General features: G+C 62.3%; 22 protein-coding genes. 7 read left to right on the top strand and 15 right to left on the bottom strand.

The genetic code is table 11. The features are described 5' to 3' along the window. Positions 1–16 precede the first annotated feature (16 nt). Complete coding sequence (locus BW992_RS07390; RefSeq protein ID WP_172834651.1) at positions 17–664, bottom strand: DUF1826 domain-containing protein; 648 nt, start codon at positions 662–664, stop codon at positions 17–19. After that, a complete protein-coding gene (gene zigA / locus BW992_RS07385) occupies positions 664–1872 on the bottom strand; it encodes a zinc metallochaperone GTPase ZigA (protein ID WP_076405899.1) in 1209 nt (402 codons plus the stop codon). Before zigA ends, BW992_RS07390 begins: the two co-directional genes overlap by 1 nt. Before the next feature lie 106 nt (positions 1873–1978). Between zigA and BW992_RS07380 the strand changes: the two genes are divergently transcribed. From BW992_RS07380 to BW992_RS07360, 5 genes are all read left to right on the top strand, one after another. Then, on the top strand, positions 1979–2398 hold the full coding sequence (locus BW992_RS07380; protein ID WP_076407331.1) for a glutamine synthetase: 420 nt from the start codon (positions 1979–1981) through the stop codon (positions 2396–2398). A 106-nt stretch (positions 2399–2504) separates the two neighbouring features. Further along, positions 2505–3401, top strand: coding sequence for a GTP cyclohydrolase FolE2 (gene folE2 / locus BW992_RS07375; protein WP_072431347.1), 897 nt, complete (start codon positions 2505–2507; stop codon positions 3399–3401). Next, positions 3398–4066 (top strand): metal ABC transporter ATP-binding protein, encoded by a 669-nt coding sequence (locus BW992_RS07370; protein WP_076405897.1) that lies wholly within the window; start codon positions 3398–3400, stop codon positions 4064–4066. Before folE2 ends, BW992_RS07370 begins: the two co-directional genes overlap by 4 nt. Further along, positions 4066–4932: a metal ABC transporter permease gene (locus BW992_RS07365; RefSeq protein ID WP_072431345.1), complete on the top strand. Its 867-nt coding sequence runs from the start codon at positions 4066–4068 to the stop codon at positions 4930–4932. The genes BW992_RS07370 and BW992_RS07365 overlap by 1 nt, the downstream gene beginning before the upstream one ends. A gap of 10 nt (positions 4933–4942) precedes the next feature. Then, the gene (locus BW992_RS07360) at positions 4943–5818 is read left to right on the top strand and encodes a metal ABC transporter substrate-binding protein (protein WP_076405894.1); all 876 of its coding nucleotides are present in this window, start codon (positions 4943–4945) and stop codon (positions 5816–5818) included. 13 nt (positions 5819–5831) lie between these two features. Here BW992_RS07360 and BW992_RS07355 read toward each other — a convergent pair whose 3' ends face one another. Further along, on the bottom strand, positions 5832–6353 hold the full coding sequence (locus BW992_RS07355; protein WP_072397352.1) for a DUF3617 domain-containing protein: 522 nt from the start codon (positions 6351–6353) through the stop codon (positions 5832–5834). Between the two features lie 141 nt (positions 6354–6494). On the opposite strand from BW992_RS07355, the gene cls reads away from it, so the two are divergent. Beyond that, positions 6495–7934 (top strand): cardiolipin synthase, encoded by a 1440-nt coding sequence (cls, locus tag BW992_RS07350; RefSeq protein ID WP_072397354.1) that lies wholly within the window; start codon positions 6495–6497, stop codon positions 7932–7934. Positions 7935–8023: 89 nt separating this feature from the next. On the opposite strand, the gene cfaB is transcribed toward cls, so the two are convergent. The 5 genes from cfaB to hflK (BW992_RS07325) all read right to left on the bottom strand — a co-directional run bounded on the left by cfaB (position 8024) and on the right by hflK (BW992_RS07325) (position 15321). Further along, positions 8024–9211, bottom strand: coding sequence for a C17 cyclopropane fatty acid synthase CfaB (gene cfaB / locus BW992_RS07345; protein WP_076405892.1), 1188 nt, complete (start codon positions 9209–9211; stop codon positions 8024–8026). 188 nt (positions 9212–9399) lie between these two features. Beyond that, entirely contained in the window at positions 9400–11295 is a 1896-nt protein-coding gene (locus tag BW992_RS07340; RefSeq protein ID WP_076405888.1) for a heavy metal translocating P-type ATPase, read from the bottom strand. Beyond that, positions 11292–12344, bottom strand: a complete 1053-nt coding sequence (gene hflK, locus BW992_RS07335) for a protease modulator HflK (protein WP_072459047.1) — start codon at positions 12342–12344, stop codon at positions 11292–11294. The genes BW992_RS07340 and hflK (BW992_RS07335) overlap by 4 nt, the downstream gene beginning before the upstream one ends. After that, positions 12341–13363, bottom strand: coding sequence for a protease modulator HflC (gene hflC, locus BW992_RS07330; RefSeq protein WP_076405886.1), 1023 nt, complete (start codon positions 13361–13363; stop codon positions 12341–12343). Before hflC ends, hflK (BW992_RS07335) begins: the two co-directional genes overlap by 4 nt. Then, entirely contained in the window at positions 13360–15321 is a 1962-nt protein-coding gene (gene hflK, locus BW992_RS07325) for a protease modulator HflK (RefSeq protein WP_076405884.1), read from the bottom strand. Before hflK (BW992_RS07325) ends, hflC begins: the two co-directional genes overlap by 4 nt. Before the next feature lie 212 nt (positions 15322–15533). Here hflK (BW992_RS07325) and lpdA point away from each other — a divergent pair, with 212 nt between their 5' ends. Then, on the top strand, positions 15534–16934 hold the full coding sequence (gene lpdA, locus BW992_RS07320) for a dihydrolipoyl dehydrogenase (protein WP_072397363.1): 1401 nt from the start codon (positions 15534–15536) through the stop codon (positions 16932–16934). A gap of 57 nt (positions 16935–16991) precedes the next feature. Here the strand turns inward: lpdA and BW992_RS07315 are convergent, their stop codons facing one another. From BW992_RS07315 to BW992_RS07285, 7 genes are all read right to left on the bottom strand, one after another. Then, complete coding sequence (locus BW992_RS07315) at positions 16992–19154, bottom strand: hypothetical protein (protein WP_076405882.1); 2163 nt, start codon at positions 19152–19154, stop codon at positions 16992–16994. Continuing rightward, positions 19141–20334 carry a DUF3142 domain-containing protein gene (locus BW992_RS07310; RefSeq protein WP_072397365.1) on the bottom strand — a complete coding sequence of 398 codons (1194 nt, stop codon included), beginning with the start codon at positions 20332–20334 and terminating at the stop codon, positions 19141–19143. Before BW992_RS07310 ends, BW992_RS07315 begins: the two co-directional genes overlap by 14 nt. Before the next feature lie 80 nt (positions 20335–20414). Next, positions 20415–21227, bottom strand: coding sequence for a class I SAM-dependent methyltransferase (locus BW992_RS07305; RefSeq protein WP_072397366.1), 813 nt, complete (start codon positions 21225–21227; stop codon positions 20415–20417). After that, on the bottom strand, positions 21221–22375 hold the full coding sequence (locus BW992_RS07300; RefSeq protein ID WP_072397585.1) for an acyltransferase family protein: 1155 nt from the start codon (positions 22373–22375) through the stop codon (positions 21221–21223). Before BW992_RS07300 ends, BW992_RS07305 begins: the two co-directional genes overlap by 7 nt. Further along, positions 22372–23253 (bottom strand): class I SAM-dependent methyltransferase, encoded by an 882-nt coding sequence (locus BW992_RS07295; protein ID WP_072397384.1) that lies wholly within the window; start codon positions 23251–23253, stop codon positions 22372–22374. The genes BW992_RS07300 and BW992_RS07295 overlap by 4 nt, the downstream gene beginning before the upstream one ends. Next, positions 23250–24542: a glycosyltransferase gene (locus BW992_RS07290; RefSeq protein ID WP_072431336.1), complete on the bottom strand. Its 1293-nt coding sequence runs from the start codon at positions 24540–24542 to the stop codon at positions 23250–23252. Before BW992_RS07290 ends, BW992_RS07295 begins: the two co-directional genes overlap by 4 nt. Further along, positions 24536–26173: a glycosyltransferase gene (locus tag BW992_RS07285; protein ID WP_072431335.1), complete on the bottom strand. Its 1638-nt coding sequence runs from the start codon at positions 26171–26173 to the stop codon at positions 24536–24538. Before BW992_RS07285 ends, BW992_RS07290 begins: the two co-directional genes overlap by 7 nt. Positions 26174–26557 lie beyond the last annotated feature (384 nt).

Raw genomic sequence — 26557 nt, 5'->3', positions numbered from 1 at the left:
ACAGAGCTGCAAGAGCCTAGGCAAGCCAGTCCAGCGTAAGAATCAGTCGGCGCTCCCCCTGGGTCGGTTCCGGCGAGCGATGGATCAGGCCAAATCCCTCGTTGCCCAGCCATTTCTCGCCCTTGAGCAGGGCCACGTCACCGTGGCCAAGCTGTTGGATCATCTGTGGATCCCTGGGCTCGGCCTCAGGGTGGGCGAGCCATCGGCGATCCATGGCGCCTTCCTCGAGCCACTGGCTGCCGGGGCCGGCATAGGTGGTAACGAGCCGCACCGGCACATGGTCGACGTGGAAACGCGGACACATGGCCTTGTCCAGGGTTCGCAGGCGCAGGCCGACACGCGTGGCGCCCAGCAGGCAGGCAAACGCGCCGACCAGCCAGGCGACATCAGCCCTGAACCCTTCGTAGCCTTGCAGATCGCTGAAACCGGCAGCCAGACCGTTCAGCTCCGGCTGGGTGTCCTCCTCTGGCAGATCGAGCACCCACGACTGCGCCAGAGACTGTTCCATGGAAAGCACCATCGCGGCAAAATCGCTGATGTGCAGCGGGAGTTGGCGTTGCCACACCGCCAGATTGACGCCATCGTCCAGAATCTGCGTCAGGGCCCGAGGGGTATCGCCCTGGACCTGGCGGATCTGTCCGCGTTTCAGGCCGGCCGCCAAGATCACGCCGCAACCTCGTCGTGCCATGCACCGAATGGATCCGGCAGCAGGCGCCAACCTTCGACTCCCAGGGCCATTTCCTCGTTCGTAAGCAGACAGGCGTCCAGCGCTGCGGTGAGACATTCGAAATCGATGTCCTGGCCAATGAAGACCAATTCCTGGCGGCAATCTCCCGTGCCCGGGAGCCAGTTCTTCAGGATGGCGGCAGTGCTTTCTTCGTCCCGTGGCCACTGGCTCTTGGGCACGAATCGCCACCAACGGCCGGCAAATCCATGACGCATCAAACCTCCAGCCTGGGACCAACTGCCCGCCTCTTCCGGCTTACTGGCCAGCCAGAAGAAACCCTTGGAGCGCAGGAGCCTGCCGTTGGTCCATGGGCGGTCGATCAGGCTGAAGAAACGCTCGGGATGAAACGGTCGGCGTGCCCGATAGGCCGCCGAGGCGATGCCATACTCTTCGGTCTCCGGCACATGCTCGCCACGCAATTCCTGTAGCCAGCCGGGTGCTTGTGCTGCGCGTTCGAAGTCGAAACGACGGGTCTCGAGTATTTCCTCCAACGGCACCTGCCCCATGACCATGGGAAGGATCCGTGCCTGGGTATTGAGACGCTGGAGAATCGCGGTCAGTTCTTCCCGTTCCTGACGACCGATCAGATCGATCTTGCTGATCAGGATCACGTCGGCGAATTCGATCTGTTCTACCAGCAGGTCTGTGATGGAGCGCTCATCTTCTTCGCCGAGGGTTTCACCTCGGGCGGCCAGGCTCTCGGCGGCCTGGTAATCAGCCAGGAAGTTCACTCCGTCGACCACCGTCACCATGGTGTCGAGTCGGGCAACATCGGCCAGGCTACGCCCCTCTTCATCGCGAAAAGTGAAGGTCTCCGCCACGGGCAAGGGTTCCGAAATGCCGGTGGATTCGATCAGCAGATAGTCGAAGCGCCCCTCCCTGGCGAGCTGGCCGACTTCGGCCAACAGATCTTCGCGCAGCGTGCAGCAGATACAACCATTGCTCATCTCCACCAATTTTTCTTCAGCGCGGCTAAGGGTGACATCGCGCTGAACCTCGCTGCCATCGATGTTGATTTCGCTCATATCGTTCACGATCACGGCAACACGCAGTTTTTCGCGATTGCGCAGCACATGGTTGAGCAGAGTACTTTTGCCGGCGCCGAGAAATCCGGACAGCACCGTAACAGGAAGGCGATTGGGCATGGGTTGTATCCTCATCGGGGCGGCCGTTGCTGACGCTGCATCAGCGTGCTGCGACTCGTTCTGTGATTTACGTTATACTATAACAATAAATCTACGCCACCCTGCAATGTCCATCATCGGAAATCTCCATGCGTTTTTTTTCGTATTTTTATTGCCCTGCGCGCTTTTTCTATCGTTTTCATCACCTGCATCGCCCCAGGGCCAGAGCGCTTTATTAGCAAACTGCACACGTAGCGCGAGTTTGCTGTCGTGTGCGGATGAGCGCGGCAATACCTACAGCGTGATGACTGCCGGAAATACGATTTATCTTCGGGGGTTTGACGCAGAAAGGCGCCGCTACTGGGCGCAGACCAACAGTCGCTATGGGCAATTGACCTTTTTCACAGGACTGGCTTCCGACGGTGAAAGTTGGATTGGCTACAGCCGCCGCGTCGGTTGGACGACCATCAATCGCTTCTCCAGCTCCGGTGGTAGCGCAGGAGAATTTGTATGCGGACGCGTCAGCGGTTGTCAGGATTCCCGCTGATGTTTCACGTGGAACGAACAGATTAAAACTCTATTCATGAAAAAGATCTGGCCGGGCTAATTGTTACACTATAACATTAAATCTGACCTCACGATGGATCTAACCCATGAACGCGTTAACGCTGCCAGACGTCGCTGCGCAGGCCTCACGCCAAGCCGGTCCTCTCGATTGGGTGGGCATGCACGGCGTCGCGATACCGGTATTGATCGAAGGCCAGCGCCTGAGTGCAAAGGCAGACGCTGGAGTCAGCCTGGATGACGCTGATGCCCGGGGTATTCACATGTCCCGGCTGTATCTTGCCTTGGAAATGCTCGAGAGCGAGCCCCTGTCGCCTTCCTTGCTGGAGCGAGTCCTGCAGCAATTCCTCGCCAGCCATGAAGGCCTCTCGAGCTCTGCGTCCCTGACCGTCCATACCGAATTGCTACTCAAACGCCCGGCGCTGGTCAGTCCCCTTGGCGGCTGGAAACGCTATCCGATAAGCATCAAGGCTCATCAGAAACATGCAATGTTCCACGTGGAACTGAACATCGAGATTCCCTATTCATCTACGTGCCCTTGTTCGGCGGCCCTCGCTCGTCAGCTGATTCAGCAACAGTTTGTGAACGACTTTGCCAATAAGGCCCTTGAGCATGCAGAAATTCTGGCCTGGCTAGGATCCTCCAAAGGCATCGTCGCCACCCCTCATAGCCAGCGCAGCACAGCGACCCTGGGTATACGCTTGGCTACGACCGTGATTGAGTTGCCGTTGCAATTTCTGATCAACGAAGCCGAAGCGGCACTGGGCACCGCCGTGCAAACCGCAGTCAAGCGCGCCGACGAACAGGCATTCGCCCTCGCCAACGGCCAGAACCTGATGTTCTGCGAGGATGCCGCTCGACGACTCAGTCTGGCCTTGCGCCGTTCAAAAGACGTTGTCGCATTCGATGTCCGTGTGGTTCATGCCGAAAGCCTTCACGCCCATGATGCAGTTGCCGAAAGTCGTTGGAACCGGGAGCGGTCATGATCGACTGCCAGGCTTTGCGTTGGGGGCCTCCAGGACGACCGCTAACGCCCGCGCTGTATCTGGAACGGCCCGCCGGCAGCCTGACGGCCATTGTCGGCGCCAATGGTTCTGGCAAAAGCAGCCTGCTGAAAGTGATGGCAGGATTGCAAAAGCCCCTGTCCGGCAAGATCACGCTGAAAGTCCGGCACCGCGGTGGCGTGTCGTTTTTGCCGCAGCAACAACATCTGGATCGTCAGTTCCCCATCAGCCTTCAGGAGCTGGTGGTCGCTGGCGCATGGGGTCGTAGGGATTCGCCAGCCTTGCGCAGCCAGCGGCTCAACACCGTTCTGGAAGATTGGGCGTTGCGTGGCCTGGAACATCGCCCGCTGATGGCGCTGTCGGGAGGCGAACTGCAACGGGCCCTGCTCGCTCGCCTGAGCCTGACCGAAGCGCCACTTCTGTTGCTCGACGAGCCCCACGCCGCCCTCGATGAACAAGGCCAGGCGTTGCTGTGGAAACACATCCATGGCTGGCACGCCGAGGGGCGCACGCTCGTAGTGGTTTGCCACGACCTGGCTGCGGTGCGCGAGCATATTCCCCATACGTTGTTGATCAAGCACTCCGGCTGCACCTTGGGACGCAGCCATGAATTGATCGCGCAGCAACCTTGCACAAGGGTGGCCTGATGCTTGCGGCCATCCACTTCTGGCAGCCTTTCCAGGAGTTTGTGTTCATGAGACGGGCCTTGCTTGGCGGCCTGGTCTTGGCATGCAGCACGGCGCCCTTGGGTGTGTTCCTGATCCTGCGCCGCATGAGCCTGATCGGCGACGCGGTGGCGCACGGCATCCTGCCCGGCGCCGCGCTGGGGTTCTGGTTCGCCGGCCTGAGCCTGCCCGCCCTGACAGTGGGGGGACTCGGCGCGGGCCTGGGCATGGCCGGACTGGCTGCCTGGATCACCCGCCGCACCGGGCTGCGAGAAGATGCGAGTCTCGCAGCGATCTATCCCATTTCACTGGCGGCCGGTGTGCTGATATTGGGGGTGGCGGGCAAACGTCTGGACCTGCTGCACCTGTTGTTCGGTTCGGCCCTGGCGGTGGACGAACCGACACTCACCGGCATGCTCTGGGTGTCGGGTATCAGCCTGATGGCCATGGCGCTGATCTACCGCCCCCTGTTGCTCGACACCCTGGATCCGCTGTTCCTGCAAACCGTCAGCCGGCTCGGACCGTTGGCCCATGGCGTGTTCCTGACTCTGGTGGTCCTGAATCTGGTGATCGGTTTCCAGGCGATCGGCGCACTCATGGTCGTAGGCTTGATGATGCTGCCGGCGGCCGCGTCGCGTTTCTGGAGCCGTCGCCTGCCGACGCTGATGCTCATTGCGGCAATGCTCGGCTGTCTCTCGGTAGGGTTCGGCCTGTTGCTGTCGTTTTACTTCTCGCTGCCCAGCGGGCCAGCCATCGTACTGGTGGCGGGCGGGTTGTATCTGTTGTCCGTGGTGTTCGGTCCGGTACATGGTTTGCTGCGCCGCCCGCCTTTGCTCACATCCCCATGAGGTGTTTCCGATGCGCGCCCTGCTCGTACTGTTCAGCCTGCTGTTATCCATGTCCTTGTCCGCCGCCGAAAGGCTCCAGGTAGTCACCAGTTTCAGCATCCTTGCCGATATGACCCGACAGGTCGGTGGCGAGCATGTCCAGATCACCAACATGGTGGGGCCCGACGCCGATGCCCACACCTACGAACCCACACCCGACGATGCCAAGGCGCTGCTCAGTGCAAAATTGATCATCAAGAATGGCCTGGGCTTCGAGCCGTGGCTGGATCGCCTGGTGGCCAGTACCGAAACCGCTGCGCCGGTGATCAGCGCCAGCCGCGGAGTGATTCCCCGTTCATTGGACGAAGACGGCGAGACAGTCCCCGACCCGCACGCCTGGCACAACCTGGCGAATGCGCAGTTGTATGTACGCAACATCAGCAAGGCGCTGGAAGCCGCGGATCCGGCCAACAAAGCCGACTACGTGCGCAACAGCGAAGCGTATCTGAACAAGATCTATGCGCTACTCGCTGAAGCCAGGACCCGGTTCGGTTCACTGCCACCCGGCAATCGCAAGATCGTGACGTCCCATGATGCCTTCGGTTACCTGGGACAGGCCTACGGCATCGAGTTCATGGCGCCCCAGGGCCTGTCCACCGAACGGGAACCATCGGCCGCTGAAGTCGCAGCGCTGATTACCCAGATCCGCCAGGCGAAGGTCAAGGCCGTATTCATGGAGAACATCAAGGATGCGCGCCTGCTCAAACAGATCGCCGACGAAAGTGGCGCGCATATCGGTGGCACGCTGTATTCCGATGCCCTGGCTGCCAGTGGATCGGCCAGCACCTTTATCGGCCTGTTCGAATACAACCTCAACACTTTGTACGACGCGTTGAGTCGGCCTTGACTCAAGCGGTCGGTCAAGCCCTCGGCTTGACCGTTCCGCAATCCTGTCCCAGCCAGACCGCACGGGTATCCAGGCTGCCGTTCTGCTGGATGCCGGTGGCATTGAACGTACCGTTGACCTTGGTGGTGAATTCACGATCGCTCTGGAATGTCGCGATCCCACTCCCCTGGGCTTTCGGGCAGCTGAAGCGAAACTTCCACTGGTTACCGGTGCGCTCGGTGATCTGCTGCTTGCATCCCGATTGCGGGTCCTGCAAGGGGATGTCATTGGTCTGGACCTGCTCGGGCGTCAGGCACACCCGGATCCCTTTCCCGCCCATGGTGATGCCTTGCTTCTCCAGCATGGCCCGTTGTTCCGGGGTCATCTGGTTCTGCAACTGGCCCAGGATCAGCTGCAGGTCCGGCAGGTTCTGGTTATCGACTTTCATGTTGCTAGTGGTCAATTCCCACAAGCCTGGCTGAAGCATCTGCGCCTGAGCGGCCATAGGAACAGATAAGCCAACCGCCAAGGCCAAACCCAGCAGACGAACATTCATTGCAAGAACTCCAGAGGACAGGTGGCCGTTAGACGTCGTCCATGGGCTTCGGTTCAGGCTTGGCACAGGTGAATTAATTAGCGACATTCGTCCTGGAACATGGTCTGTTAAGCAATTGGAATTCAGGAGCAAGACGACTCCATGGACTATTTCGGCCCGCATGTTTTCGGTTACCTCATCGCGCTGCTTCATACCCTGGGTTCCATCGCCGCGGTTCATGCGGTACTGACGGTGCGAACGGCCCAAGGCTCGATCGCATGGGCCCTGTCACTGGTGTTCATCCCATACCTGACGCTGATTCCCTATCTGGTCTTCGGCCGCAGTACCTTCGACGGCTACATCCAGGCACGCCGGCAGGCCAACGATGAAATGCGCAAGGCCGTCTCCGAGCTGAACTGGCGCCCCTGGGTGGAAGAGGCGCTGGCCGCACGCGCTTCCCAGGCGTACGCCTCGCTGCGCGCCATGCCGAAACTGGGGCGCACGCCCTGCCTGGCGAACAACCAGGTACGCTTGCTCATCGACGGACAGGCCACTTTCGAGGCCATCTTCCAAGCCATCGATAACGCCAGGGAAGCCGTCCTGATTCAGTTCTTCATCGTCCATGACGATCGCCTCGGTCAACGTCTGCAGGCGTTGCTGTTGAAGAAAGCTGCCGAAGGTGTAGCGGTTTATCTGCTGTATGACCGTATCGGCAGTCACTCCCTGCCCCACCGTTATGTCCAGGCCCTGCGCGACGGAGGCGTTCAGGTCAAAGCCTTCGCGACCCGCAGTGGCTGGCTAAACCGGTTCCAGGTGAACTTTCGTAATCACCGCAAGATCGTCGCCGTGGACGGGGTCCTCGGCTTCGTCGGCGGCCATAACGTGGGCGATGAATATCTAGGGGAGATGCCGCCCCTGGCGCCGTGGCGCGATACCCATGTCCAGGTGAGCGGCCCAGTGGTTGCAAGCATGCAAGAATCATTTGCCGAGGACTGGTTCTGGGTTGCCCGCTCATTGCCGCCCCTGATCCTGCCTGACACCTATCCGGAGGACGGCGTGCTGTGCCAGTTATTGGCCAGTGGGCCGGCGGATGCCTTCGAGACGTGCTCGCTGTTTTTCGTCGAAGCGATCCATGCGGCAAGCGAACGGGTATGGATCACGACGCCGTATTTCATTCCTGACGAGGCGGTATTCGCCGCGCTACGCCTGGCGGTGTTGCGGGGGGTGGATGTGCGCATTCTGTTGCCCTCCAGGCCGGACCACAGGATCGTCTACGCCGCCTCCAGCCTCTACGCCTTCGAAGCCGTCCGCGCCGGGGTACGGGTGTTCCGCTACGAGCCGGGTTTCCTGCATCAGAAAGTGGTGTTGATCGATCGGGAAATCAGCGCCATCGGCAGCGCGAACCTGGACAACCGCTCGTTCCGGTTGAATTTTGAAGTGATGCTCCTGACGGTGGATACCCCCTTCGCCACAGAGGTCGAGCAGATGCTGGAGGCAGATTTCGCCCAGGCCCACGAAATCGCCAAACAGGAAAGCCGGGAGACCCACCGTCTGCAAAAGATCGGCATGCGGGTCGCCCGGCTCATTTCCCCGATACTTTAGGCTCCGTACGAAAAAGCTTGAGACGAAGGTCAGGCGAGGCGGTTTCAACGCTGCATGAACGAGTATCAAGGCTTTTCGTAATGGCCCGATCAGGGGTGGTAGATGTCGTCTCGGGTCCAAGGCAGGTCATGACTGCCGTCAGCATGGGCCTTCACCGCCAGGATCTGATGCAGGTTGATCCAACCCTTGGCAAACGCATAGGCGCAGCCGGCCAGGTACAGACGCCAGATGCGCAGGGCCTGCTCAGAGACTTCCTTCGACGCTGCTTCCAGGTTGTCTTCCAGCCGTTCGCTCCAGTGATCCAGCGTACGCGCGTAATGCAGGCGCAGGCCCTCCACGTCAACGATCTCCAGGCCCGCTTCGCTGATGTGAGCGGAAATCATCGCCAGATGCGGCAACTCGCCGTTGGGGAAGACGTACTTCTCGATGAACTCACCCGCGCCGCGACCGACCGGACGCCCGTCGGTGTGCTTGGCCGTGATGCCATGATTCATCACCAGGCCACCCTCACGCACAGCGCCGAACAACGTCTTGCAGTATTGCTCCAGGTTCGCATGGCCGACGTGTTCGAACATCCCGACGCTGACCACCTTATCGAAGCGACCGTCCTGGGGAAGGTCGCGGTAATCGAGCAGTTGCAGTTCGACCTGGTCTTCCAGGCCTTCGGCCTTGACCCGCTCACGGGCCAGTGCCAGTTGCGCCCTGCTCAAGGTAATACCGAACACCTTGGCGCCGAACTCCCGTGCCGCAAAACGGGCCAGGCCGCCCCATCCACACCCTACATCCAACAGGTAATCACCCGGCTGCAGCCGCAGCTTGCGACACAGATGTCGGAACTTGGCTTGCTGGGCTTGTTCGAGGGTTTCGCTGCCCGTCTCGAAATAGGCGCAGGAATAGACCATGTCGCTATCGAGCCATAGCTGATAGAAGGCGTTGGACAGGTCGTAATGATAGGAAATGGCCTTGGCGTCGGTTTCCTTGTCGTGGACCGAGCGCACCGGAGGGTTGTCGCCCTCTTCGTCCACCAGGGCCTGGCTCAATTCGTCGCAGACCCGGATCACTTCGTTGATCGAGCCTTCAAGCTCGAGCTTGCCTTCTACGAACGCCGCGCCCAGGGCATCCAGGCTGGGATGGGTGAATTGCGCGACCATCTGTGGGTCCTTGACCACGATCGTGACGCTGGGGTCAGCACCCAGCGAGAATTCATGGCCGTCCCAGAGCCGTAGCCGAAGCGGCAGGTGCAGATTCTGTAAGGCCGGTGGAAGTTGCGCGAGCATGAGATATCCCCCCTTGTTTCAGACGTCTGAAATCAGGGTAGACCATCGTAGAAAAATAGCTGCCTATCGAATATATAGCCTTTTTCTATTACCTCCCGAAGTCGCTCCTTGAGCCGGGACGGCCCTGATGCATACCCTATCCACCCTTGATTGCACATCGCGCGCAGTTCTGTCCAATGGGCCGCTTTTCAAACTTTCGACAAAGGCTCATGGAAGCGCAACAACCGTCCGGCATTACCTAACACTAGCAGAGTGCTCAGGTTATGCAGCAGCGCAGCGATCATCGCTCCTGCCGCACCGAGCCAGCCGAAAGCGGCAAAAGCGACGATCGCCAGGGTCCAGCCCAGGCCAATCATCACGTTGACCTGCAGCGTACGACGGCATTGGCGGCTGAGCCGCACGCAGGTACCGAGCCGCCTCAGGTCGCTGCCGATCAACACCACATCCGCCGACGCCAGGGCAATGTCTGCACCTCCCGCCCCCATCGCGATTCCGACGACACCGGCCTTGAGCGCCAGTGAATCATTGATACCGTCGCCCACCACCATGGGACGGAAACCGTGATCGATTTCCGCCATGACCCGTTTGAGTTTGTCTTCCGGCAGAGCCTGGGCCTGTACATCGCCGATGCCGATGTCCCGAGCCAGGGCTTTGGCCACGCTCTCGCGGTCACCGGTCAGCAGCAATTGTCGTCCCAGGCCCAACGCACGCAATTCGGTCATGGCCAGTTGTGCTTCCGGCTTGATGCTGTCGGCCAACAGCAACCAGGCGAGGAATTGTCCATTCAGGGCCAATCCGGCTATCGGGCCGTCGTGGGTGGGGATCGCAGAGGTCTCGATCCCTAACCGGGCGAACAGCTCCGGCCGTCCAAGCGCTGCCTCGCCCTGCTCGGTCATCGCGACCACGCCCAGTCCCTGGCGCTCCTGAATCTGTGCCAGGGACAGGCGCTGGTCCTGTTCCACCAACCCGGCCAATGCGCGGCTGACCGGATGGCTGCTGGCCGAACCGAGGCTGGCCGCCAACGGCAACAGGAAGGCGCGATCCTCCAAGTCGCTCTCGATGGATTGCAGACGCAGGGCACCGTAGGTCAGGGTGCCGGTCTTGTCCACGACCAGGGACGTGAGGTCCGCCAACTCTTCAAGGAAAGCCGAGCTGCGGATCAGGATGCCATGACGCGCCGCCACCGCGATGCCGGCAATCGCCGTCGCCGGTGCCGACAGCACCAGTGCACACGGACACGCGGCCACCAGCACCGCCAGCATTGCCTGGGCATCGTTGGTGATGAACCAGGTCACTGCCGCCAGCAGCAACACCAGCACCAGATAACTTGCGGCATAACGTTCCAGCAACCGGGTGATGGGTGGCTTGGAGCGCTCCGCGTTCTGCATCAGGGCGATGACTTTGCCCAACGTCGATTCGTTGCCGGTTCGCGTGACTTCAAGGCGCAGCAGCCCATCGAGATTGATCGCGCCGCCGAACACTTGAGTGCCCACCGCCGCTTCCAACGGTACCGACTCGCCGGTAATGGGAGCCGTGTCGAGGCTCGCCTGGCCCGACACTACCCGACCGTCGGCGGGCACCCGGTCCCCTGCCCTGACCTCCACCAGATCGCCCGGCCGGAGCGTCGCGTTGTCGACATCGACGATCGAACCGTCCGCCAGAACCTTGCGACCCTGGCTGCGAGTCAATCGGCCCAGGGCATGGATGGCCTCCTGGGAGCCAATCACGCTTCGCTCCTCCAGCACATGGCCGAAGATCATGATGATCGGCAACAGCGCGGCCGTCAGCAGATCCCCCGTGGCCCAGGCGCCTAGCATGGCCAGGGCGATCAACTGGTCGGTGATCCCGTGCAGGCTCGGATAGCGCAGGCTGTACCAGGCCGACCTCATCACTGGCATAGCCACCAACAGCGAGGCGACCCCCAGCAGCAACTGGCTGACGCCTGACTGCTCCGGTGCCCATCCCCGCCAGGCCAGACCCAACGCAAGCAGACCAAGGGCCAACATGGCCAGGGTCAGTTGCCGCGCGGCAGTACGTTGCTCGTCGCGAGACAACATCGGAGCGGCAATGGGGGGTGCGGTCATTGTTCTGCTCCCTGGATGATCAGGTGGGAATCGTCTTTCGGATCGACCGTTGTCACTGAACCGGCCTGGCGAAGAATGGCTGGCACGCGTTCGCGATACAGGCGCAGCAGCATCTGCGGATCACTACCCTGAGCCTTGGTCAGGCCGAGCACCGTAGCGGTATCGGCCGACGCCTTGGCGAGCCGCTCACTGGCCTGGGCATGGGCGACCTGCAGGGCCCGGTCCGCTTCCTGACGGGCGGACTGGGTCAATCTTTCGGCTTCGGTTCGCGCATTGGCGACGGCTTTGTCGGCCTGCTGGCTGGCCGTCAGCACTGCATTGAACGCACTCACCGCAGGCCCCGGCAGACTCGATTGCACATCGACCCGCGCCACTTCGATTCCCAACCCCTGTCCCGTGGTCGCCAGCTCGGCCAGACGACGGTTGATGCTCTGAACCAGATCGCCACGCAGGCGCTCGCGACGTTCGGCGGCCTGGTTATCACTGCCGATCAGCTCTGGCCGAGCCACCAGAATCGTGTCCAGGTCCCGAGCCGCAGCCAATGCGACAGCGCTACGAGTCACCAGTCGATCCAGGGCCGGCAGCACGTGTTCTCCTTGAAGTACGAAGGCATAGGGTTCGGTGACCTTGTAGAACACGCGCACATCCAGTTGCACCACCCCTGCGTCGCCGGTCAGCAGATAACCGGACCCGGCCAGTGCGTCGCTGACCGGCGTAGCGAAACTGGCGACTCGGTCCGCCTGCAGGGCGGCGTCCGAACGCAACAAGCTCTCTACGCGCCTTTCCAGAACCCGATCCGCCGCAGGCAGTAAAACCACCTGTTCCACAGGACGAGGCCAGGCCAATAGAAGCCCGGCGTTTTCGATCCGATCCAGTGCGCCGAAATGCAGCACCACAGCCCGTTCCTGCGGATCGATCTGCCGGACGTTGGAAAACGCCCAGGCCACAGCGGCCAGGGCCGTAACCGCGTAAAGCGCCAGAAATGTCAGGCGTCCGGCCTGGATCCAGGGGCTGGACAACTCGTTTGTTCCACGTGGAACCACACTCATGGTTGTGTTCCACCTTTTGGTTCCACGGCCGGCGGCCCGTCCACCAACACTCGAAACGGGGCCGCGTCGGTCCGCAGAACCAGTTTCGTGCCAGGGCCAACGATGGTGCCGAGGGTGTCCAGGGAACGCAGCAGGTTATAGAGCTGGGGCGAACCGGCGTAGGCCTTGCCGTAAAGCTGAGCGGCTTCGACTCGAGACTGCGCCTCGATATCGGCAGCCTTCACAGTGGCATCGGCTTGCATGATCCGCGCATCACGCTCGGCAGCGGAGCGGATCTGCGCCGCTTCGCGCTTGCCAATGGCGGTGCGCTCAGTGGCGATGGTCTCGCGCTCAGCGCGCATGCGATCCACTGTGGCGGTCAAGGTCACCGAAGGCAAGGTCAGGCGTTCGATGCCCACTTGCAACACCCGCACCCCATACGTGGCGAGCAGTTGCTGATCGATCTGCTGGCGCAATTGGGTCTCGAATTCGCCGATGCGCACTTGGCTGGCGTTGGTGTTGACCAGGTCCGACAGGTCAAAACTGGCAGCGGTTGTTTCCAACGCCGAGCCTACGAAGGTCCGAATCTGCCGTGCCGCCTCGTCCGGCTGGTTCTGCACCGCTCGCATGAAGCGTTGGACGTTGTCCGGGTCGCCCTGTACCTGCCACGCCACGTAGGCTTGCACGATGATCCGCAATCCGTCTCGGGTCCCCACATCCTGCAAACCACTGGAAGTGGTGCGCAGCCGCAAATCCACCGGGATTGCCGCCTCGAACGGCGCCGGCCATCGCCAGCCCAGGCCTGGTTGCAGCAGGACCCTGGCCGGATTGCCGAAACGCGTAATGACGGTGGCCTCTCCGGACCGCACTTGTACCAGACTCGCAGCCGCCACCGCGAACGCCACCAGCAGTGCCGCCCAGCCCATTCGGCGCCAAGGGAACGGCCCGGCTTCCTGGGGTTCACCATGATGGTGATGATGTCCGGCGTGGCCGTGATCGTGACCGATGTGGTCGTGGTGATCGTGGGGAAAAGGGCTCAATGGACAGCTCCTGGCTGGGCAAGATTACGCGGCTCGGCAGGGTCCGCCGGTAAGGTGAAGGTCCGCAGGTCAATGGTCGGTGCGTTGCCGCTGCCTCCCAGGCGATGGTCGAGCACCAGCAGCCTGGCTTGGCCCAGGCCCTGGCTCAGTTGGCTGAGGTACTGTTCAAGCACGAAGGCATGACCCGCAGCGGCGAAGGCCTTGCGCTCAGCACCGAAGCGCAGGTCGGCGGCCTGTGCGGTGGCATTGATTTCCCGAGCGCTGGCCTGGGCCTGGTCATAGGCAATGGCGGCCTGCAACTGCGCCTGGCTGGTCTGCTCCGCTGCCGCGCCGCGCTCCCTGGCGATCAATGCCTGGGCGCCGATCTGCGCCGCCTGCACCCCGTGATAGGCGTTGGCCGCACCTGCCGGTGGATGGATCGCTTCCACCACCGTGGCCAGGATCTCCACACCACTGTCCAGGGCCTGCAAATCGGCCTGCACCGCTCGGCCGATCTCATCGGCCAGGCTGACACGATCCGCTCCCAGCAAACCGTCCAGGGTGCGGGAGGCGAATTCATGCACCAGGATACGGCTGGCGGTACTGCGGATCAGCGCGGGCACATCGGCGCTGTGGTAGGTCGCCGCGAGCGCGGCCTTGTCGTCAAGACCAATGCGGTAGACGAAGCGCACATCCATGTTGATGATCTGGAAGCCCTGCTGGTCGGCCCGGCGGCTGGCAATGACCTGGGATTTATCGTTCACATGACTGGCGTCCCACAACCGGTTGGCAATCGCCGGGGCTGGCCCCTCCGCCGGTTCGGCTTGCGCAGGCCCGCGGTTGTCGCCAACGCTGGTGGCCAACTCATGGACCACGCCATTTTCGACAGCCAGCACCCGGCCCAATGGCCAAGGCAATCCGACATGCAGGCCCGGACCGAAGACCTGGACCGGCTCACCGAACCGTTCGTAGACACCACGCCCCTGCAGTGGCACTTCATGCACCCCCGTCAGCAGCCAGCCCACCAGCGAGACCAACATCAGCACCGGGAAAAAGGCACGGCGCATGTAACTGAAAGCCCAGACTTGCCGCAGGTCGATGCCGAAACGGTTGTGCAATTCATGTTGCAACGCCTGCAAGGGACGCGGCGGCCAGCGCAGCAGGTCGGCAAGGACACTACGCCCCAGCAGCGTCGGCTCAAGGGCGTCCCGGCGTGGGCTGAACACAGACAGCAATGCCCTGAGCAGCAGCTCCACGGCCACCACGCCCGGCAACACCCCCGCCCACACCGCCAACCGTACCGGCCAAATGGACGTTTGCGAGGCGAACAACAGGCACAAGGCGCAAACGACCAGGACGATAATCGCCAGCCGCGTCAGCTGCGCCAGCGGCGGCGCCTCCGGCCATTCGAGGATGGATTGCTGACCCAACTGGCGTTCGAAAACCAGTAAACCGAACGCCAGCGTCAATGAAAATACCGCGCCAATACTGGCCGCCACACCCAGCGTGGCGGGTGGCAACGCCAGGTTCCAGGCCTGTTCCAGGCTCAACAGCACCACCATTGCCCAACCGATCAACCACAGCGTAGGAGCACCGATATAGCCCAGCAGGCGACCACAGCGCGTACTGATACCGTCCAGGAGTCGCTCGTACCAACCGAGTTCATCCACAGGCTCAATGTCAGCCGCCGGGATATCCTGGCTCGGCAGCAGCGCCCGGGTACGCCATCGCGTCACCCACCAGGCCGATTGCAAGCCCGCGACCAGCACCAGCAAGGCAGCGCACTGGCTTACCAGCAGGGCAGGCCACAACGATTGCGGTGCAAACAGCCCGATAAAAAATGCCAGCACCAACCCCAGGCCCGCCAGGGTGCCCAGCACCCAGGCCATGCCCTTCAGGCGCCGCCCTTGGAACGGTGCCTGTTGGAAACGCGGTAGCCCAACCGCACTCACCCCTTCGCCATCTAGATCGACTTGCATACCACCCCAGCTTCAAGGGAACACAATCGGGCTGTGGGCGAAACCACGGCCACTTCGTTGAAGAACGTTACCCTATAACGATTCCTGTGAAATTTCTGTTTTTGTTTGCTTCATGAAAGCTGCGCCAAAAGCCAACATGGGAAGCCTTGACCGTAATCCTCGAAAACGCTCATATTACGATCATAATTTTTTGGCCGAACGGGAGAGCAGCGATGAGCAATTATGACGTGATCATTCTGGGCGGCGGCCCGGGTGGCTATAACGCGGCGATTCGCGCCGGCCAGCTGGGCTTGAAGGCCGCTTGCGTCGAAGGTCGGGCCACTTTGGGCGGCACCTGCCTGAACGTCGGCTGCATGCCTTCCAAGGCCCTGCTCCACGCCTCGGAACTCTACGAAGCGGCCACAGGATCGGAGTTCGCCAATCTCGGCATCAAGGTCAGCCCCACTCTCGATCTCGCGCAGATGATGAAACAGAAGGACGCCAGCGTGGCGGGCCTGACCAAAGGTATCGAATTTCTGTTTCGCAAGAACAAGGTCGACTGGATCAAAGGCTGGGGCCATATCGACGGCCCTGGAAAAGTGACCGTCACTGGCGACGACGGCAGCAAGACGCAACTGAGCGCCAAAGACATCGTTATCGCCACCGGCTCAGAACCCACGCCACTGCCCGGGGTGGAGATCGATAACCAGCGCATCCTGGATTCCACCGGGGCGCTGTCCTTGAGTGAAGTGCCGCAGCACCTGGTGGTGATCGGCGCGGGGGTCATCGGCCTGGAACTGGGCTCGGTCTGGCGGCGGCTTGGCGCCCAGGTGACAGTCGTGGAATACCTGGATCGCATTTGCCCAGGCACCGACGTCGAGGCAGCGAAAACCCTGCAGCGGGCCTTGGGCAAACAGGGCATCCAGTTCAAGCTGGGGTCCAAGGTTACCCGTGCCGTCACGTCGGCAGAAGGCGTGCAGTTGCAGATCGAGCCTGCAACCGGCGGCGAGATGCAGCTTCTCGAAGCCGACTATGTGCTGGTGGCCATCGGTCGTCGGCCCTACACTCAGGGGTTGGGACTCGAGAACGTCGGGCTGAGCACCGATAAACGCGGCATGCTCGCCAACAGGCAACATCGAACCGAAGCACCTGGCGTCTGGGTGATCGGCGACGTCACGTCCGGGCCGATGCTGGCTCACAAGGCTGAAGACGAGGCCATGGCCTGCATCGAACAGATCGTCGGCAAGGCCGGGGAGGTCAACTATGCGTTGATTCCCAGCGTCATCTACACCCGCCCGGAACTGGCCAGCGTCGGCAAGACAGAGGAACAGCTCCAGGCGGAAGGTCGCGCCTACAAGGTGGGCAAATTTCCTTTCACGGCCAATAGCCGGGCGAAAATCAACCACGAGACCGAAGGTTTCGCCAAGGTCCTGGCCGATGAGCAGACTGACGAAATCCTCGGCGTGCACCTGGTAGGCCCGAGCGTCAGTGAAATGATTGGCGAATATTGCGTCGCCATGGAGTTCAGCGCCTCGGCCGAGGATATCGCCCTGACCTGCCATCCACACCCTACCCGCTCGGAAGCATTACGCCAGGCGGCGATGGATGTGGAGGGCATGGCGACGCAGATGTAGCTTCCAAGGACGGTCCCGTGGGAGCGGTTCCCGCGGGACAGTCAGGACAGCGGCTCTTCAGCTGGCCGATACCCGCGCCTTGTTGCGCCGCCGGCTGATCAACCCAAGCCCGACCGCGACCACCAACGCCAGGCCGCCAACCTGCAACCAGCGCTTATACGGTCGAAGCGCAGAGCGCAGCGACTCCAGGGCCTGGGTGACGTAGCGCTTGTCAGCGCTGCGGAAATCCGGCTCCTGGCATTGATGACCGAAATCACCCGCCCAGGTCACATAGGGCCCCTCTTTCACGTAACGCTGATACAACGCGCTTTGCTCCTCCAGGCTGGAGTTATACCCCACTGCCTTGCACAGCACCGCCGCGAACGCCTGGCTGGTATGGGGCAGGTTGTCAGCCGCCCGACTGGCCAACGCCGTGGCGACAAAACGATAGTGATAGCGCAGGTCTGGCTGGGCGGCGCTGGCTTGCTGGCGTTTTACCTCACCCTCGGCCATCAGCGGCCCCACCTTGAGTTCGACAGGTTCGAGACTGTAGTTGCCCTCGAAAGTGGCATAGTCCGGAGCCATCTCGTAGCCGAGCAGTTCCATGCCCCATCGGCGCGCGATCCAGGAAGCGTTGAAATAGGCCTCGGCCCGGCGGGTTGGCCACCATTTGGACTCGGCTTGCTGAAGCAACTGGGCGTAGGCCCGGGCCTTGGCCTGCAGGTCGGCATTGTCGAAATAGGCCGGCGCCTCGTCGTAGCGCCCCTCACGCAGCAAGCGGCGGCCCAGCAGGTTGCGCAGGCTCGCGGCGACCGGCAATGGCACGTAATTGTCGCGATCCTCCTGGCTCAACGCCGGCGGGGCCGGGACTTGCTGGTCGACGTACTGTTTCAATTCATCCACCGTCAGCACCCGTTCGGCGACAGTCGCGGCGTCGTACCAGTAATTGCTCTGACCACGGTAAAGCTGATCGAAGGCTTGCAGATAATCGCCCCGTTGCAGGGCCAGGATCGCGCTTTCGCCTTCGACCCGACACTTGGGCTGCACCACCTCGAAATCCCAATCCGCGTTGCGCCGGCCGCCCCAGTTTTCCTCTTGGGGAAAAGCCTGGGCCGCCTTGGCGTAGGCCGCCGCCGCAGCCGCTTTATCCGCGTCGCGCAAGGCCAGCTTGGCCCGAACCCACCACGCCAACCCGGTATCGCCGGCCTTCTCCACAAAGGCCTTGGCCCCAGCGTAGTCACCGTGCTGATAACTGACCGCCGCCAACCGGTCGGCGTTGTCCAGGCTTGCACGGCTGCTGGCCTGCAGGCGCTGGAAAAGGCGCTTCTCCCCGGACGGCTCCTCGCCGTCCCACCAACCGACACGGCTGAGCAGATAACCGGTCAGCAACCGCTGCACACCCGCACGCTTGAGCAATGCATCCAGACGCTCGTCCGGCTGCGCAGCCAGGTCGGCAGCCAGATACAGCAACGAGCTGTAGCCGACCTGGGATCCATGCAGGAACTGGCTCGCGTACAACTCGATGGCGCTGTCCCAGTCATCGGCGGTATAGGCCACCCTGGCCTCTTCGCCGAGGCTGGCGATTCCCAGTTCCAGCGGGTCGCTGAAACCACCGATGCTCAGCTCGCGGGCCTGGCGAAATGCCGCACGCGCCTGATCGCGCAACGTCGCCGGCTCGCCGCGCCCTGCCTCGGTACTCATGGCGAACAACGACCGCCCCAGGGAATATGCGGCCCAGGTACTGCGCAACGGGCGCTGATCGGCCGGTAGCGCCAGCAACTCCTGGAAGGCCTGCGCCGCCTGCTGGTGATCGCCCAGGTTGAACGCCGCCGCGCCAATGGCATACAGCCGCAACTCGGCAGGCAGGTTCGCCGCTTCGGCGCGGGCCTGGTCAATATCGTTCAGAGCCCGCACCCGTTCCACCACCGCTTGCTGCGGTGGGGTCAGACCGATCCGCTCGGCCTGGTCACGTTGGGCGATGTAGCCAGGCATGTCGTCATAGTTGTAGTCCGGGTTGCGAGTCGCCTCGCTGGCCGACTTGAGCCCCGCGATGGCCTGGCCAAGGCGGCTGACCTCGAAACGAAAGCTGCCTTCAGGCAATTCGGCCAGCGTCTGGGCGCGGTTGTCCAGCAGGCGCGCGGGAAAATCGGGGCCACAGGCCAGCGCCTCGCCCCACGGCAGGCCCAGCGGCAGACTAAGGCTCAGGCAGAGCAGGCGACGAGACCACTTAGGGGTAGACATTGAAAGTTCCTTGTTCAATTTTTGTACAGCGTGCCCAGCCGACGGCCCGCTGGGCGCCAGCGGCCAGGCGGCCTTCCTGAATGCGGGTGAAGGTAAGCAGTCCGGGCGTTTGTTGCAACGTGTAGCCAGCCAGGGCATCGACCCCATCACATCCACCTACCGCCAGCGTCAGGCGCTGGGGCCAGGGGCTGTCGAGGTTGCCCCGGTTAACCAGGCGGATATCGTACAAGCCACCCTTTTCTTCCAGCTCCAGGGCCAGCCGGCTGTCGAGCTTGTCCCCCCGAGCCACCGCGCCAAGGGTAGTCAGGCTCCAGACGCGCCGGTCGCCGCTCAAGGGCAGGCGAAACCAGATCAACCCCGCCAGATGTTCCGGCGGATCGGCCCGCAGGCCGGCGGCCAGCCCGGCCACTTGCTGCGGGTCGGCCAACAACTCCTTGCGCTCGCCGCCCAGGTCGATGGGCACCTCACTCTCCACCACCGGCGCGCCACTTTCCTGGCTCAGCAGTGCCACCCCATAGGCCGGCAGCGCCAGGTAAAAAGGCCGCATAGTGACGCGGTCCCAACGTTCGGCCCAGCGCAGGGCCTGCTTCGGATCGAACAACCCCTGCCGCGGATCGCTCACCGCATGGACCTGCAGCACACTGCTGTCCACGGTTTCCAGCAAGCCGGGCAATTCAGGGCTGTCGAGCCAGGCCGGCAGCGCGGTAATGCTCAGTTTCAGATCGGCCGGCAAGCTTTGCCGCAACCGGGCCAGGAAGGTCCTGTAGCCCGGCAGCCGGGCGCTACCGGCGTCATGGTCGATCTCGACCCCTGTCGGCGCCAGGCCTTGGGCTTGCCAGTGCTTGAGCACCTGCTGGATCTGCGCGACGATCTCGTCCTGGTCCAGCGTCTTGAGCTGGCCGTCCAGGCGAATCACGGCAATCAGCGGCCGACCGTCAGCCTTGAGCAACGCCGCATCGATCCGCGCCCGACTCCAGCCAGCCTGTGGGAACGCCTGCAACGCCAGCACCCGCAACCCGGAGAAATCCTGATGACTCTGGCGCAGCGCCGCGTCATGGGCCGGAACCCATTGGCGTTGCCAGATGTACAGCTGTTGATCGAGAGGACGAGCCGGGGGTCGTTCGCAGCCAGATAAAAGCAAAACGGCGAGCGCCAGCGCTGGCCGGAATAAAGAAGTCATGGGTTTCACCGCATTGCGCGTCACATCGACACTGGGGGGCGTCCAGCGCCCCGGGCATTCTATGAGCAATCAGGTATCGATCAAGGCTTGCGCGCGATGATCACCTGACTCTTGGCCACGACCCCGTCCAGGGCCTGCTTGATCTGCGCGCCCCGAGGCGAATTGAGCACCGCCTGCCAGGTGTCGGCCCAGTGGTTGAGCAATGGATGATCGGCATTGCTGAAATCGACCTTGGCCTCCCAGAACAGCAGCATCCACATTGACCAGTAGAAGCCGTACTGGCTGTGACTCAACACCTCAAGCCCGGCCTCGCTGACCATCGCCTTGAACTGTTCTTCACCGATGATGCGGATGTGATTGGGCTTCTGGAAATATTCCGGGGCGGCAATGTCCTTCTGCAGTTCTTCGGAGCTGGGGTGCGGCACGCTCAACAGGTACAGCGCACCGGGTCGACCGACACGCACCAGTTCGGCGAGGAACTGCGCCGGGTCGTCGACATGCTCGATCACCTCCGTGGACACCACCCGCGTGGCCGTGCCGTCGGCGATGGGCAGCGGGTTGCAATCGGTCACGTGGCATTCGATGTCTCGCGCCGGCGTATCGCCCAGGCGCTGGCGCGTGGCCTCGACCTTGGCGGCATCGATATCGGCGATGATGATCTTCGCGCCTCGCATGCCGCAGAAATGCACGTTGCCGCCGTCGCCGCAGCCCACGTCCAGCAAGGTGTCCTGGGGAGTAACCGGGAAGCCGGTGAACAGTTCGCCCGTGCGCTGATTGAACCAGCCGCTGAGCATCGCATCGTGCAGCCCGAGCATATACGGATCGACCTTGTCAGCCGCTGGCGTCGCGGGCGCGGGCGTGCCCGTGGTGAGTTTCTTCAAAAGGCTCAGCATGAAGGGGCTCCAGAGACAGGAAGGACGCAAGGTGCGGCTCGAAGGCGTTCGACCAGTCGAGCACCACGATTGCGCATGGGCATTTCCACCAGCCGGTAGTTGAGTTCGCTCAACAGTCCGATCAGCGACAAGCCGCAAGCCAGGGCCAGCCAGGGATGGCTGGCCAGGTCCGGCGACCCCAACGGGGCAAGACGGAACCACAGCTCGCGCAGCAGGAAAAACACCGGGACGTGGATCAGATAGATCCCGTAGGAACGGCTGCCGACCCAGGTCAGCGCGGCTTTCAGCGGGCTACGGGGCAGCAGGTAATCCCGGTCATAGGACGCGACCCACACCAGCACGGCGCTGAGAACCGCGATGACGCCGAGGCGGTAGAAGGACAGATTGAACTGTTCGGTGGCGAGCCAGGCCATGACGCCGCCAAGACCTGCCAGCAACGCTACGCCAAGACCCGGCCAGCGCAACCACCTGGGCTCGAACCGCCAGTAGCCGGGACGCAGGCTCCAGATCGACAACAATACCCCGAGGGCCAGGGCATCGGTACGCACGACCGACAGCCACACCGCACGCCAGGTGAAGAATTGCACCAGCACTATGGCCAGCAGCACCCAGACCAGGTACCGCCGCGAAACGAACACCAGCAGCGGCAGGATCAGATAGAACTGCTCCTCCAGCGACAGCGTCCAGTACACGAAACTGGCACCGTATTCATAGCGCATGAACGCATCGGCAAAGCGTAGGTTGGCGAACTGCAGGACCCCGGCCAAGGTGGCCTGCACGTTGGCCTGCACACTGCCGAACGCACCGGAACGGTTGAAGAAAAACGCTGCAAGCAGCACCAGCAGCAACCAGAGCCAGGCCGACGGCAACAGACGGAACGCCCGGCGGATCCAGAACGCACGCGTGGCGACCCAGAATTGCCGGAGGCTTGCGCAACCGCGCAGTTGCGGGATCAGGCTACGACCGATGACAAAACCGGATATGGCGAAGAACAGGTCCACGCCCCACCACAATTGGAAGCTACCGGACAGCGCCGCCAGGCCTGGCCATCCACCCGGGAACGGCATGCCTTGTATGTGATGGAACAGCACGCCGATCACGGCAACGGCGCGCAGCAATTCGATGTCCATGATTCGTTTGCTGGTCACGACGGGGCCTCGGCGCAAGGATCGGGTTTACGAGCGATGATGACCTGGCTCTTGGGCATGAACCCATCGAGCACCTGCTTGATCGCCAGGCCGTCGGGTTGCGACAGCAAGGCCTGCCACGCACTCGCCCACGATTGCATCAGCGGCGGGTATGGGGCCTGGATCCGGTCACGAACGGCACCTTCGAGGATGCGTCCGGCCGCCCTTTCGCTGGCCCAGAAGAAGATCATGCCCATGACCCAGAAGAACCCGCTGGCCTGGCGATGTTCGATCACCAGGCCGGCGTCCTCCACCAGCGCGGCGAACTGCTCGGCGTCGAATACCTGCACATGATTGGGGGCCTGGAAATAGGCCGGCGGCGCGATGCCTTGCTGCAAGCGCTCGCCCACCGGCGCTGGCACGCTGAGCAGATACTGCGCCCCCGGGCGACCCATGCGCACCAGTTCAGCCATGAACGGCGCTGGCTGGTCGACATGTTCGAGGACTTCCATGCACACGATCTTGTCCGCGCAGCCATCGGCCAGGGGCAGCGGCAGGCTATTGCTTACCAGCCCCAGGAATGGCGTTGCGGTCGACCTGGCGTGGCGCCCGACCTGGCGGGCCAGGTCGCGCACCTTGTCGTATTCGCTGTCGGTGAAGATCACCGATGCACCCTGGCGCATCCCGAACAACGTGGCCACGCCCTCACCGCAACCCACATCCAGCAACGTGTCGTTGGCGCCGATGGCGAAGCCCTTGAGCAATTCGCCGGTGGCGTTGTTGAACCAGCCGTCGAGCGTCGCATCGACAAGGCCGATGTCCCGGGGCGAAACAGCAGCCGGCGCAGGCGGCGTGGGCTCCACGGGAGGCCTGAGCCAGGCCATGAGCCGCCGGATCATGATTGCCCGGCGTTCCACTGCCGCCCGGACAACTGCTCGAGAAAGTCCCGCAAGCGCTGCTCGGCGTTGGCCTGGCTGCAGAATTTCTCCAGGCTGCGCACGGCCTGGGCCGACATGCGGCGATAGCGCTCGGGGTCGTTTTTCGCCACGTCATAGCTGGCACGATAGGCCGAACACAACGAGTCCCAATCCGTGACATAGCGCAAGGTTCGAAATGCCGCGCGAGGGTCGTGAGGCCAGGCGGTCAGCTCTTCGGTGGAATCCACCACGAAGGCATTGTCGTGGTCGATGTAGTCGGCCATCGCCGTGTTCAACGGCGCAATCGCCGGCCGGCCACAGGACATGAACTCCATCAGCGGCAGGCACTGCCCTTCGCCGTAGGAACTGTTGACCACATAGCGAGTGGCCTCCACCAGCCGTTCGTAGTCCGCATCGGCCAGGTACCCGTGGATCAGCACGATGCGGCAGCGGTACGTCTGGTTCTTGTAGACGTGGTGCAGCATGTCCTCCAGCGCTTCGGCGACATCGTGGTGAGTCAGCTTGAGCACCAGGGTCGCATCGGCCACGTCGCGAAACGTGGTGCAGAACGCGCTGATCATGTCCTTCCAGTTCTTGCGCCCGTCGTACGGGTTGAACACCGAGGTGTAGATCACGCCGTCCAGCAGCAACTCGTGATCCTGTGCCGGACCATCGAGCACCACCGGGGTGCCGGCCCGGTGCACTGGCGGGCCATAGGGCCGCAGGTCGGTGGTGCGGCTGTCGATCAACAGGCCGCGCAGTTGCAGACGCATGTGCTCCACCGTCGGTCTTTGCGCCAGCAGCGCACCACGGGCCGCAAAGCGATCCCAGACCGGCGCGGCAATGGCGACGATGGGAAAGTCGGCACCCATCGCCGCGCGGACAGTGTCGACGGTGAAACTGGAATGGGTGATCGCCCTGCCTGTCGCGCCGAGCACCGTGCGCCAGTCGTGCCGAGGTTCGCCCAGCCAGCTTTCAGTGGGAATCGTGCTGAACTCCCAGGCAAATACCGGAACCGTCGGACAGGCATAGTGGACCGCGGTGCGGTGGGGCGGGGAAAACGACAGGAACACACACGCCTCGCCGCGCTCCAGGCAGTCGGCATAAAGCTGATCCACTTCGTCGTCCGGCCGGGTCACTTCGATCACCCGCCCCAGCCGTTCCAGCACCGGGCGAAACTCCTTGAGCACGAAGTAATAGCTGTATTCGGGCTTGCCTAGGTTTTCCAGGATATTGCTCTGGTTGGTTTCCGAATAAATGATGATCAGCATGAGGCGGCCCCCGCCTCGATCACGTCCGGCAATGGATCGTCGCAACCGGGCGCCGCCAGGAAATCCGCCAGGCGTTGGCGCACCGGGTCAAAACCGCAATAGCCGCGCATGCGCTCGCTCGCCGCCAAGGCCATGGCCTGGTAGGCCTGGGGCTGATGCCGGGCCAGGGCGTAGCTCTGCTGGTAGGCAAGTTTCAACGAACCCCAGTCGGGCCGATGGCGCAAGGTGCGGTAAAGGATGCGCGAATCTTCCGGCCAGATGGTCGGCTCGCGGCTGGACTTGACGATAAAGGCCACCTGGGGATCGATGTAGTCACGCATCGCCGTGTGGTCCGGGGCGATCGCCGGCCGGGCGCAGGACATGAACTCCATCAGCGGCAGGCACAGCCCTTCGCAACGGGAGGCATTGACATAGAAACTCGCCGCGCCATACAGCCGGGCGAACTGCTCGTCCTCCAGGAATCCATGCATCACCACGACTCGGCAACTGAACGGCGACAACTGGGACAACAAGGTGAGCAGCTCGACGTAATAGGTCGACAGGTCGTTCTGGGTCATTTTCAACACCAGCGTGGCGTCCTCGACGTCCCGCAGGCCCCAGCAGAAGGCCGTGATGAGGTGATGCCAGTTCTTTCGACCGTCATCGGGGTTGAACACGCTGACATACACCACTCCGCTGACTTCGGTTTCCACCCTCTGACTGGTATCCGGCAGGATTGCCTGGGGATGTTCGGGCGGTGTCGGCTCGGCGATGTGCAACGCAACGTCCAGCACGGGCGCGGCCGGCCCCCTCAGAAGCCGGCTCACGGCAATGCGCACGGGCACCGGCACCAGGTCACGCACCGCTTCGCGGTACCAGCACAGCAGGTTGTGCCTGACCAGCCACAACGGTCCTTGCTCGCTGTCGTCCCTGAAGGCGCGGAGGATTTCGCGCAAGTAATGACGGCTGAGAAATGCACGACGTCGCCAGGTCGGGGCTGGCGTCTCGATGAGCGGTTGGACGACGTCCTCAGGAGGAGCCTGAGGTACGACAGGATCCGCCGGCGGCGCGTCTTCGAGAAGGGGCGCGATCAAACCGTCCGCCGACAGGCCAAGGGGTCGGCTGTCGATGATGCATCCCTTGATCTCCAGGACCGTGCCCGGATTGATGGGCGTACTCGGGTACTGTTCACGAATCGCCGCGAAACGCTCCCACAGCGGTGTCGGCAGGACCAGCACCGGGAAATCCTCGCCCAGCGACCTGCGGATTGCTTCGGCCGTATGACTGGACAAGGTAATGACGCGGCCATGGCGGGCCAGCGTACGGCTCCAGTCATGGCGCAAATCGTTGTCCCAGTGCTCGGCCGGAATCGAATCGAACTCCCAGGCCACCACGCAGACCATCGGGCAAAGCAGGTCGGTGGGGGTCTTGTGGGGCGGTGAAAACGAGAGAAACAGGCAATCCTCTCCGGACTGCTGCAAGGTCTGATACAGCGGATCGACTTCGGCGACCGATGCCACCACATGTACCCGCCCCAAGCTTTCGAGCACGGGGCGATAAGCCTTGAGTACGAAGTAATAGCTGTACTCAGGGCGGCCAAGGCTCTGGCTGATGGAGTGATCGTTTACGTCCGAGTAAATGATGAAGTTCATGGCATCCCATCAGGAAGCCGCAATCCCGGCAACTTCCTTTCATGACGGTGGTGGACCGCACCGCGCTTGTCGAGTGTCCACCAGCCCGTCTCGTTCTTGTTATTAGCGGCCTGCACCCTGTCGTTCGAATCGAAATCGAACCGGGGCAGCCATATTGACGAGGGGCATTCTAAACACATCCTCCCAAGGTTCGTGAACCGCTCGGCGAGAATAAAACGACTATAAATATGAGAACTGACCGGTCACGACTTGCAGTGTTGAAATTGCCGCAAAATTGGCACAGATTGATAAGCAAATAATTACAAAACCCTTCATCTGGGCTGTTTTTGGGAATAATTTCTCCGAACTTACGGATATTTCCTACTTATCCAGCGACAGACGAAG

Origin of the sequence: Pseudomonas sp. 7SR1, from assembly GCF_900156465.1 — a bacterium.
Classification (GTDB): Bacteria; Pseudomonadota; Gammaproteobacteria; order Pseudomonadales; family Pseudomonadaceae; genus Aquipseudomonas.
The sequence above is the reverse complement of the archived record's forward strand: the minus strand, read 5'-3'. Positions and strand labels throughout refer to the sequence as shown.

Bases quoted from the DNA above. Each gene is read 5' to 3' on its own strand.
- zigA (WP_076405899.1), bottom strand. From the start codon at position 1,872: ATGCCCAATCGCCTTCCTGTTACGGTGCTGTCCGGATTTCTCGGCGCC.
- BW992_RS07380 (WP_076407331.1), top strand. From the start codon at position 1,979: ATGTCCATCATCGGAAATCTCCATGCGTTTTTTTTCGTATTTTTATTG.
- folE2 (WP_072431347.1), top strand. From the start codon at position 2,505: ATGAACGCGTTAACGCTGCCAGACGTCGCTGCGCAGGCCTCACGCCAA.
- BW992_RS07370 (WP_076405897.1), top strand. From the start codon at position 3,398: ATGATCGACTGCCAGGCTTTGCGTTGGGGGCCTCCAGGACGACCGCTA.
- BW992_RS07365 (WP_072431345.1), top strand. From the start codon at position 4,066: ATGCTTGCGGCCATCCACTTCTGGCAGCCTTTCCAGGAGTTTGTGTTC.
- BW992_RS07360 (WP_076405894.1), top strand. From the start codon at position 4,943: ATGCGCGCCCTGCTCGTACTGTTCAGCCTGCTGTTATCCATGTCCTTG.
- BW992_RS07355 (WP_072397352.1), bottom strand. From the start codon at position 6,353: ATGAATGTTCGTCTGCTGGGTTTGGCCTTGGCGGTTGGCTTATCTGTT.
- cls (WP_072397354.1), top strand. From the start codon at position 6,495: ATGGACTATTTCGGCCCGCATGTTTTCGGTTACCTCATCGCGCTGCTT.
- cfaB (WP_076405892.1), bottom strand. From the start codon at position 9,211: ATGCTCGCGCAACTTCCACCGGCCTTACAGAATCTGCACCTGCCGCTT.
- BW992_RS07340 (WP_076405888.1), bottom strand. From the start codon at position 11,295: ATGACCGCACCCCCCATTGCCGCTCCGATGTTGTCTCGCGACGAGCAA.
- hflK (WP_072459047.1), bottom strand. From the start codon at position 12,344: ATGAGTGTGGTTCCACGTGGAACAAACGAGTTGTCCAGCCCCTGGATC.
- hflK (WP_076405884.1), bottom strand. From the start codon at position 15,321: ATGCAAGTCGATCTAGATGGCGAAGGGGTGAGTGCGGTTGGGCTACCG.
- lpdA (WP_072397363.1), top strand. From the start codon at position 15,534: ATGAGCAATTATGACGTGATCATTCTGGGCGGCGGCCCGGGTGGCTAT.
- BW992_RS07315 (WP_076405882.1), bottom strand. From the start codon at position 19,154: ATGTCTACCCCTAAGTGGTCTCGTCGCCTGCTCTGCCTGAGCCTTAGT.
- BW992_RS07310 (WP_072397365.1), bottom strand. From the start codon at position 20,334: ATGACTTCTTTATTCCGGCCAGCGCTGGCGCTCGCCGTTTTGCTTTTA.
- BW992_RS07305 (WP_072397366.1), bottom strand. From the start codon at position 21,227: ATGCTGAGCCTTTTGAAGAAACTCACCACGGGCACGCCCGCGCCCGCG.
- BW992_RS07295 (WP_072397384.1), bottom strand. From the start codon at position 23,253: ATGATCCGGCGGCTCATGGCCTGGCTCAGGCCTCCCGTGGAGCCCACG.
- BW992_RS07290 (WP_072431336.1), bottom strand. From the start codon at position 24,542: ATGCTGATCATCATTTATTCGGAAACCAACCAGAGCAATATCCTGGAA.
- BW992_RS07285 (WP_072431335.1), bottom strand. From the start codon at position 26,173: ATGAACTTCATCATTTACTCGGACGTAAACGATCACTCCATCAGCCAG.